The organism is Bacillus sp. P4_D3 (genome assembly GCF_056401855.1).
Genome location: NZ_JBFUIN010000433.1, coordinates 1 through 2,624, shown reverse-complemented (window position 1 = coordinate 2,624; position 2,624 = coordinate 1). Strand labels below are relative to the sequence as shown.

At 33.2% G+C, this 2,624-nt stretch carries 5 protein-coding genes; all 5 read right to left on the bottom strand.

Annotated features, from left to right (window positions below; translation table 11 throughout):
- The coding region (locus AC1DTM_RS22305) for a zinc-binding metallopeptidase family protein (RefSeq protein WP_477000901.1) at positions 1-641 on the bottom strand (641 nt) is incomplete at its 3' end.
- Positions 642-779: 138 nt separating this feature from the next.
- Positions 780-956 carry a hypothetical protein gene (locus AC1DTM_RS22300; RefSeq protein ID WP_002109949.1) on the bottom strand — a complete coding sequence of 59 codons (177 nt, stop codon included), beginning with the start codon at positions 954-956 and terminating at the stop codon, positions 780-782.
- Between the two features lie 75 nt (positions 957-1,031).
- Positions 1,032-1,157, bottom strand: coding sequence for a hypothetical protein (locus AC1DTM_RS22295; protein ID WP_002109948.1), 126 nt, complete (start codon positions 1,155-1,157; stop codon positions 1,032-1,034).
- A gap of 111 nt (positions 1,158-1,268) precedes the next feature.
- Entirely contained in the window at positions 1,269-2,009 is a 741-nt protein-coding gene (locus AC1DTM_RS22290; RefSeq protein WP_477000900.1) for a type II toxin-antitoxin system SpoIISA family toxin, read from the bottom strand.
- 186 nt (positions 2,010-2,195) lie between these two features.
- Positions 2,196-2,624: 2,3-bisphosphoglycerate-dependent phosphoglycerate mutase (locus tag AC1DTM_RS22285; RefSeq protein WP_477000899.1), on the bottom strand; the 429-nt coding region annotated here is incomplete at its 5' end.

Below are 2,624 nucleotides of genomic sequence, written 5' to 3'. Positions count from 1 at the left end.
CCTTTAAGTCCACCAACATATAGTCGGTATGTGTCCATATCTACTGGCGCTTCATCCCAAATCACTGAAATCGTTTCAACTGCTTTCGCACCACCTGCGCTACTTACTAGTAATTTATGATCTTCTTCAGAATCAATATTAATAAATATTTTTCCGTCAAAATGATTTGAATCGACAGCGAATGCACCGCCCATTGTCGTTTCTTCTTCAGTTGTAATAACAACTTCTAAAGCTGGATGCGGAATGTCTGTTGAATCTAATAATGCTAATGCATATGCAACGGCAATACCATTATCAGCACCTAATGTAGTTTCGCTTGCATATAACATATCACCAATAATTCTTAATTCAATTGGATCTTTCTCAAAATCATGAACTGTCGCTTGGTTTTTTTCGCACACCATATCAGAGTGCCCCTGAATGATAATAGCTGGAACATTCTCATAACCAGAAGTAGCTTCTTTTTTTATAATGACATTTAACGCTTCGTCTTGAATAACTTCTAAATTACGTTCCTTTGCGAAACTCACTAAGTAATCACTAATTTCTTTTTCATTACCTGATCCTCTAGGAATCTTTGAAATTTCTGCAAAATGATAAAATACAGGGTGCTTTGTTAATTGTTCTAAAGTAGAATACATTTTTCAAGCTCCTCTCTCAAATACAATCCATATGTAAATAACTTAAATCACCTTCTATTATATCATGATTCACCATTTTACTTTTATACTGAATAATTCCCTACCAATAACGAAACAAAAAATTAAAGGAGAACACATTTATGTATTCTCCTTCAATTTCTTATGTTGTATATATTTAGATGTTTTCCCATCAATCAGTTTCTCTAAGTGATCTATTTTTTCCGTTAATGCACCTTTCACAAGAGAGAAATCTGTATTTGATTCTTCCTTTTTATCTTTAAAAAACGAAGACTTTTGTACATTTAATTCTGCCATACCTTCTCCCCCTTTTACAAAAGATACAATCTTTTATTTATATTATATAGTAAATATAGACAGCGTGTACACTTATCACTTTCTTTTTAATTCTTCTTCTAACTCTTCTACTTGCTGCAAAGTATCTCCTTTTATTAAAGAAAAATCTGTTGCATCTTCATTTTCTTCTTTAAAAAAATCATTGTCATATTCTTTTATCACTGCAATCACCTCTACGTGCTAGTGTAGGAATGATTGTCCTATTTTATACAACTGTGTCCGAATTTTTTTAAACATTATGTATAGATGAAAAGGACAGAAAAAGATTCTGTCCTACTTACAAAAATAACTATGATGTATTGTTAAATTATATACATTTTCAAAATCTCGATCTTGAAGGTTATTCTTCTTCCCATCAATAACAATAAAAACATCATTCACTATTTTTGCTGGTATAATTCCGACATTTTCTACTTGAACCGCTTGCTGGCCATTCCATTGCTCTATATGTTCTAGAGGTACTGTAATACTAAATTGAGAGCGAATACCACGGAAATTCGTATTTAATTCGTTCGCTGCTTCAAATACAACAATTTTCGCACCTACTTTTTCACCATACGAATCAAGAAATGCGTTTAAACTTTTTGTATATTCTTCTTCCGTGTGCCATTCCATTGTCCCAAATGCTGCTGGATTTACATTTTGAATAATTGTCGTATATATTTCTCCTCTTGCTTTTGAAGCAATTAATGACCGTTTAATTGATTGGACCGTCTTTCCGATATCACTGAATTTTGCACCCCATATTTCTGAAATGTTAGGTGTCAAAATGAATRCAATATCAACGAAAATTACCATCGCAGTAAACATTAAAAGATTTTTCCAGAGGGTTAAATCTATTCCTTTTATCGTGAAATAAACTGTGACTGATGTTATGAACAAACCGTACCACGTTTTTCGAATTCGTTGTTTCTTCTCCTCATACAATTCTTCATTTTTCCAATAAAAGAAAACAAGAACAATAAAGACGATTGCTAAAATAAATAAGCCGATTCGAATGTTAGAGATCGTCAATCACATCACCCTCCATTCCAAAACTACTCACGATACCATTACATGCGCAAAGAGCCATCTTTATGACAAAAGACGTGGACAACCTTCTAAAGTTAGCTACATCGCATATACATTAGAAGCAGGCCACGTCTTTTATCATGAATCTACATTGTATATGTAGACAAGCATGCGTTTCAAATTTTCACGTTAAAAATAAATATGTTTCGGAATTTCCCCTTCAGGTACTTCTCCGTCCATACTTAAGTAATAATGACGAATCGGATGTAAATTTTCGTCCAATTCATAAACAAGCGGAATGCTAGTCGGTATATTTAATGTTACTACACCATCATTTGAGAGATTGTCTAAGTATTTCACAAGTGAACGAATCGTATTGCCGTGTGATGAAATAATTACTTTTTCACCATTTTTTAATGCCGGTGCGATTTTTGCATGCCAATAATCAAGTACTCTTTTCTCCGTATCCTCTAAACATTCAGTTAATGGGAACTCGCCTTTTTTTAACGTTTTGTATCTCGGATTATTCGCTTCATATCGGGGATCATCTTCAGTAAGTGCAGGCGGTCTCACATCTATACTTCTTCTCCAAATATGAACTTTTTCATCTCCATATTT

What these genes read in the sequence shown, in the direction of transcription:
- AC1DTM_RS22300 (WP_002109949.1), bottom strand. Translation starts at nt 956, where the DNA reads ATGGCAGAATTAAATGTACAAAAGTCTTCGTTTTTTAAAGATAAAAAG.